Source organism: Sphingopyxis sp. (genome assembly GCF_036402335.1).
In the GTDB taxonomy this organism is placed as follows: domain Bacteria; phylum Pseudomonadota; class Alphaproteobacteria; order Sphingomonadales; family Sphingomonadaceae; genus Sphingopyxis.
In genome coordinates this window covers 1-6,316 of record NZ_DASWTD010000647.1, presented here as the reverse complement: position 1 = coordinate 6,316, position 6,316 = coordinate 1, and the positions used below count along the sequence as shown (strand labels likewise).

Sequence of the window (6,316 nt, the reverse complement as noted above, 5' to 3'; positions counted from 1 at the left end):
CTGGCCGGCAAGGTCGCCGGCGAGCCGGTCAAATGCCTGCCCAGCTATCGCAGCACCGACACGATCCGCGTGTCGGACAGCATCCTGCTGTACCGCTCGGGAAGCAACATCGTTTACCGCAACGACCTCAAGAGCAGCTGCCCCGGTCTCGCACGCGACAGCGACATCATGGTCGTGCGGCAATTCGGGTCGTCGACCTGCAGCGGCGATTTCTTCCATCTGGTCGACCGGTCGAGCGGCATTCGCGGCCCGACGTGCGTGTTCGGCGAATTCGTCCCCTATCGCAAACCGGCGGGGGACAAAGGCTGAGCCCAAGGGTTCAGCCGCAGGCGGGGTCCGGTTTGCGCCGAGCTCTTCGGGTCGCACCCCCGCCTGCTAGATTCCGGTGGAAGAGGCGCGAAAGCGGCGCCTTAGCCTTTTCGAAAGGTTGCGCGGCCTAACCAGCGCCATGACCGTTGGACAATTTGCTGCCGATGTCGCGCGCGGCGGCGGCGTGCCGGCAAGCCGGCCGCCGACGTTCCGTCCGCCTGATCGCCCCTTCTACTGATCAACCCTTGTACAGCGCCGCGATCCTGTCCGCGTAAACCTGCTTCAGGATATGGCGCCGGATCTTCATCGACGGCGTCATCTGCTCGTTTTCGATCGTGAAGGCTTCGTCGGCGAAGTCGAACTTGCGCACCTTTTCGATCACCGACAACTGGCCGTTCACCCGGTCGACCGCGGCGCGGATCGCGGCGCGGAACTTCTCATGCTCGCGCAGCCGGCACAGATCTTTGGGCAACCCTTCGGCCTCCGCCCATTCGGCCATCCATTCGGGGTCGGGGACAAGAATGCCGACGAGGTGCGGACGCTTGTCGCCATAGACCATCGCCTGCAAGATCTCCGGCTGGAGCGTCAGCATACCCTCGACGCGCTGCGGCGAAACATTGTCGCCCTTGTCGTTAACGATCAGGTCTTTCTTGCGGTCGGTGATGACGATGCGGCCCTTGTCGTCGATATGGCCGATGTCGCCCGTGTGAAGCCAGGCGCCCTTGTCCGGCTCCGCGGGATTTGGCACCAGCACGCGCTCGGTCTCGGCCTTGTTGCGCCAATAGCCCTTCATCACCAGTTCGCCGCGCACGAGGATTTCGCCATCGTCGGCGATGCGGACTTCGGTGTTCATCAGCGGCGGGCCGACGGTATCCATCTTGATCCCCGCGCTCGGGCGGTTGCAGCTGATCACGGGTCCCGCCTCGGTCTGACCATAGCCTTGGAGCAAGGTCAGGCCGATCGAGTGGAAGAAGACGCCGATTTCGGGATTGAGCGGCGCACCGCCCGAGACCAGCGCCTTCATCCGGCCGCCGAAGCGCTTGCCGATCTTGGGCCGGAACAATTTGTCGAGGATCAGGTCGACGGGGCGGTCGAGCACGCCCATGCGCCGTTCATAGTCCTTTTCGCCGACGCGCAGCGCCTGCCGCAGCATCCAGTTAGCAAGCTTGCCCTGCTTTTCGACCGACTTGATCATCCGGGCGCGGATCACCTCGAAAAGCCGCGGCACGACGACCATGATCGTCGGGCGCGTTTCCTCGATGTTCGAGACGAGCTTTTCGAGCCCCTCGCTGTAGTAGATTTGGGCACCGACCATGATCGGCAGGAATTGGCCGCCCGAATGTTCATAGGCGTGGCTGAGCGGCAGGAACGACAGGAACACCTCTTCGTCACCGATCCCGAAATCATTGACGAGAACTTCGGCCGCCCCCGCGGCATTGTGCAGGATTGCGCCATGATGCTGCATCACCCCGCGCGGCGCCCCTCCGGTGCCGCTCGTGTAGATCAGGCAGGCGGTATCTTCGCGCTTCATCGCGAGCCCGCGCGCCTTGGCTTCCTCCAGATAGGCTTCGCCGCTGGCGACGAGCGGGTCCCAGTCGTGGATCGCGACTTCGCCCTGCTGGCCGACGCGCAGGCTCTCCATGCTGATGACGATATGCGCGTCGGAGCGCATCACCGCCGGCATCAACGTACGCGCGAGCTTCGCGGTCGAGACGATCACCGCCTTTGCCCCGCTGTTGTCGAGGATGTGCTGGTGGTCGCGTTCGGTGTTCGTCGTATAGGTCGGCACGGTGATGCAGCCCGCGGCCATGATACCGAGGTCGGCGATGCACCATTCGGGGCGATTCTCGCTGACGAGGACGACACGGTCGCCTTCCTTAAGGCCGAGTTCGCGCAGGCTGTGCGCGAGCGCCGACACCTGGTTCGCGACCTGCCGCCAGCTCAGCGGTTGCCAGGCCCGATCGGCCTTGCGCCACAGGAACGGGTCTTCGCCACCGCGCCCCGCACGGTCGAAGAACATCGCGACCAGACTCGGAAAATGGTCGAGATGGGGATTTACGAGCTTCATTCTGCCTCTCTCCAGGGAGTGTTCATTGTCTCTTATATTTTCGTTGCGGGTTGTTTTAGCCCTGCGGCGGCGCGCCATCCACCGCCGATGTGCCCGGACCGCGCGGATCGGCGGCACCGCGCCAGCCCTCGCCGACACGCTCGATCGCGTTGAGCTTTGAGCCGAGATCGGTCGGCGTGATGCTGTAGCCGAAGGGTTTCATCTTTGCGGCAATCGCCTTGCCGGCATCATTATTCTCGATGATCGCCCCCGACTGGCCGAAAAAGAGGTTGGGTAATTCCATCGCTTCCTTGGCGGTCAGTCCCCAGTCGAGCACGCCGACGAGCACCTTCGTCACATGCATGATGATACGCTTGCCGCCCGCCGAACCGACCGCGAGCACGACCTTGCCGTCGGGACCATAGACGATCGTCGGCGACATCGAGGACAAGGGACGCTTGCCCGCCTGCACCCGGTTTGCGGTCGGCACGCCGTCCTTGGTCGGCGCGAGGTCGAAGTCGGTCAGCTCGTTGTTGAGGAAATAGCCGTTCGCGATCAGCTGGCTGCCGAAGATGCTTTCGACGGTCGAGGTCATCGATACGACGTTGCCCGCCTGGTCGGCGGCGACGAAATGCGTCGTCCCCTGCTCGGGCACCGGCGGCGCAGCGGCGCGCGGCCTGGCACCCGGCGGCGTGCCGGGCTCGTAGCGGCCGGCAGCGCCGTAAGGCGAGATCAGCTGGCGGCGTTCGGCGAGATAGGCCTTGTCGAGCAGGCCCTGCACGGGAACGTCGACAAAGTCGGCGTCGCCGAGATAGGCGGCGCGATCGGCATAGGAGAGCTGCATCGCTTCCGAGAGCAGGTGCCAGCTCATCGGATTATCCTTGCCCATCGTCTTCATGTCCCAACCCTCGATCATGCCGAGGATGCCGAAGACGGTGGTCGCGCCCGACGAGGGCGGGCCCATGCCGCAGACCTTGTAAATGCGATAGGTGGTGCAGACCGCCGGGCGCTCCTTTGCCCGGTACCCCGCCAGATCCTTGAGCGTCATCGGCGTCGCGTTGCGCGGCGCCTTCGTCACCGCATCGCTGATCGCGCGCGCGTTGGCACCCGAATAAAAGGCATCGGGCCCGCGCGCCGCGATGTCGCGCAGCACCGCCGCATAGGCCGGGTTCTTCAGACGCGTGCCGACCGGGGCGGGCTTGCCGTCCACATAATAGATCGCGCGCGCGGCGGGGAAATCCTTCCACATCGGCTGGAACTGGCTCAGCCAGTTATAGAGCGCGGGGGTGACCTCGAATCCCTCTTCGGCAAGCTTGATCGCGGGCTGGAACAAGGCCTTCCATTCGAGCTTGCCCCATTTCCTGTGCGCCATTTCCATCAGGCGCATATTGCCCGGCACGCCGACCGAAAGGCCGCCGGGAATGACCTCCATATAAGGACGCGGCTTTCCGTCGGGGCCGAGGAAGCGCTCGGGCTTTCCCGCAGCCGGCGCCGTTTCGCGGCCGTCGATCGTCGAGATGCTGCCGTCACCGGCATTGTGATAGACCATGAAGCCGCCACCGCCGATGCCGCTCGACTGCGGTTCGACGAGCGTCAGTACCGCGACCATTGCGACCGCAGCGTCGGCCGCGGTGCCGCCCTGATGCAAAATCTCGCGCCCCGCCTCGGTGGCGCGCGAATCCGCGGAGGAGGTCACGCCCTGCGCAAGCGCAAGCGAAGGGATGGCAAAGGTGACGAGGGCGGCAAGCGGGAGGAATCTTTTCAGCATGCGCCGACTTTGGCGCGCGCCTCGGGTCAGCGCAACCCCGTCAGTGCGCCGTCCCCACCGCCTCGGTGACGCGCGTGAAACCGTCGCGCACGGCGAGATCCTCGAGCCCGCGCGCGATCCTCGCAGCAAGGCCGGGGCCGGCATAGACCATCGCCGAATAAATCTGGACGAGGCTGGCGCCCGCACGAATGCGCTCCCACGCCTGCTCCGCCGACGCGATCCCGCCGGCTGCGACCAGCGGCAGCTTTCCACCGCTCGCACGGTGAAAGTCCCGGACCCGCTGCAGCGCCAGTCCGGCGAGCGGGGCGCCCGACAGCCCCCCCGCTTCCTGCGCATGCCGCGAGGCCAGTGCGCCGCGCACGATCGTCGTGTTCGACACGATCACCGCCGCGAGCCCCTTGCCCAGCGCCACCGCCACGATATCGTCGATGTCGGCGGGCTCGAGGTCGGGCGCCACTTTCAGGAAGACAGGCTTTGCTGCGCCGGAGGGCTGCGCCGCCGCAACACCGTCGAGCAGCGCTTCGAGCGCGCCCTTGTCCTGGAGCGCGCGCAGGCCCGGCGTATTGGGCGAGCTGATATTGACCGTAAGATAATCGGCGAGCGGCGCCATCGCCGCCGTGCCTTTCGCATAGTCGGCGATGCGGTCGGCGCTGTCCTTGTTGGCGCCGATATTGATGCCGAGCGGCACGGCGATGCCACACGCACGAAGCCTTGCGATCCGCTCCGCCGCCGCCGCCTGCCCGCCGTTGTTGAAACCCATGCGGTTGATCACCGCGCCGTCCTCGACCAGCCGGAACAGGCGCGGGCGCGGATTGCCTTCCTGCGGCAACGGGGTCAGCGTCCCGACCTCGACAAAACCGAAACCGAAACGCGGCATCACCGCTGCGACGCGGGCGTCCTTGTCGAAACCGGGCGCGAGGCCGACGGGGTTCGGAAAGCTTATGCCGGCAAGTTCGGTCGCGAGGATCGGGCTGGTCAGCGCGGCCCGCGCACGCGGCAACGGTTCAAGCGCGCTCAACGTCAGATTATGCGCCGCCTCGCCATCGGTAGCGTGGACGATCGGGCGGACGAGCGCATAAGCGGCGTCGGTCAGGGAAGCGAAGAGCGACATGCCCATGCCATTGCGCGCGCAGGAGGGCTATGGCAAGCCCCGGCCGACCAGCAAAAAGCCATCGGAAAATCCGGGAGAAAATCGTGTCGCACCTTCATCTTGTCGCCCGCCTGTCGACCGGCCTCGTCCTCGTTGCGGCGGCAGGCTGCACTCCAGCCGCGGTGCAGGAGGCGCCCGCCACGATCGCTGCGGTGCCCGCCCCCGAAGCCGCCCCGGCCGGCGCGAACCTCGGGCAATTTTTCGACACTTATGACGCAGCACAGCTTTCCTTGTCCCCCGAAACCAAGGCGCGCCGCGGGATTCGCGACGGCGACTATGGCAAATGGGACGATGTGTCCGACGAGACCGCGGTCGCAAGCCACAAGCTGCAACAGGCGACCGCCGCGGCGATGCTCGGGAGCTACGACCCCGCAAAACTAACCGCCGACGAAGCGCTGTCGTTCGAACTGTTCAACACGCAGGCAGCGCGCGCCGATCGCCTGTTCGCGTTCCGCGACCATGGCTATATCTTCGATCAGATGAACGGCGCGCAGAGCCAGATGCCCGCCTTCCTGATCAATATCCACCGCGTCGCCGACGTCCCCGAAGCCGAAGCCTATATCGCGCGCATCCGCGGGCTCGGCCCGATCCTCGACGCGCTGTCGGCACAATCGGCAATACGCGCCGCGAAGGGCATTCAGCCGCCGAAATGGGTCTATGCCTATCTTATCTCGGATATCGGAAACCTGCAGGGCCCCGACAATGCGGTGGTGGAGGATATCAGCGCCAAGGTCGGCAAGCTCGCGATCGACGCTGTCGAAAAGGCACGGCTGGTCGCGTCGGCCAAAGCGGCATGGGCCGAGAGCGCAGGCCCGGCCTATGGCCGCCTGCTCGCCGAAATGAAGCGGCAGCAGGCGAGCGCGCCGACGCAGGACGGCATCTGGCGCCTGCCCGACGGCAAGGCCTATTATGAGGCGCTGCTCGCCAATTATACGACGACCGACATGACCGCGGCCGAGATCCACGACCTTGGCCTGGCCGAGGTCGCGCGCATCCATGGCGAGATGAAGAAGATCATGGCGCAGGTCGGCTTCAAGGGGAC

General features: G+C 65.7%; 4 protein-coding genes and 1 pseudogene. 2 read left to right on the top strand and 3 right to left on the bottom strand.

Features of this window, described 5'->3' with window-relative positions:
- Positions 1-309 (top strand): annotated as a pseudogene (locus VGD20_RS20765) (hypothetical protein); the annotation flags it as partial.
- Between the two features lie 238 nt (positions 310-547).
- Here the strand turns inward: VGD20_RS20765 and VGD20_RS20760 are convergent.
- From VGD20_RS20760 to VGD20_RS20750, 3 genes are read right to left on the bottom strand one after another with little or no spacing between them, the layout of a single operon-like run.
- Complete coding sequence (locus VGD20_RS20760; protein ID WP_331136269.1) at positions 548-2,377, bottom strand: AMP-dependent synthetase/ligase; 1,830 nt, start codon at positions 2,375-2,377, stop codon at positions 548-550.
- A gap of 55 nt (positions 2,378-2,432) precedes the next feature.
- Positions 2,433-4,124, bottom strand: coding sequence for a gamma-glutamyltransferase (gene ggt / locus VGD20_RS20755; protein WP_331136268.1), 1,692 nt, complete (start codon positions 4,122-4,124; stop codon positions 2,433-2,435).
- A 40-nt stretch (positions 4,125-4,164) separates the two neighbouring features.
- Complete coding sequence (locus VGD20_RS20750) at positions 4,165-5,235, bottom strand: quinone-dependent dihydroorotate dehydrogenase (RefSeq protein WP_331136267.1); 1,071 nt, start codon at positions 5,233-5,235, stop codon at positions 4,165-4,167.
- An 83-nt stretch (positions 5,236-5,318) separates the two neighbouring features.
- On the opposite strand from VGD20_RS20750, the gene VGD20_RS20745 reads away from it, so the two are divergent.
- Positions 5,319-6,316 (top strand): DUF885 domain-containing protein (locus tag VGD20_RS20745; protein ID WP_331136266.1); only part of this gene is annotated, 998 nt, incomplete at its 3' end.

Coding starts and splice junctions, on each gene's coding strand:
- ggt (WP_331136268.1), bottom strand. CDS start 4,124: ATGCTGAAAAGATTCCTCCCGCTTGCCGCCCTCGTCACCTTTGCCATC.
- VGD20_RS20760 (WP_331136269.1), bottom strand. CDS start 2,377: ATGAAGCTCGTAAATCCCCATCTCGACCATTTTCCGAGTCTGGTCGCG.
- VGD20_RS20750 (WP_331136267.1), bottom strand. CDS start 5,235: ATGTCGCTCTTCGCTTCCCTGACCGACGCCGCTTATGCGCTCGTCCGC.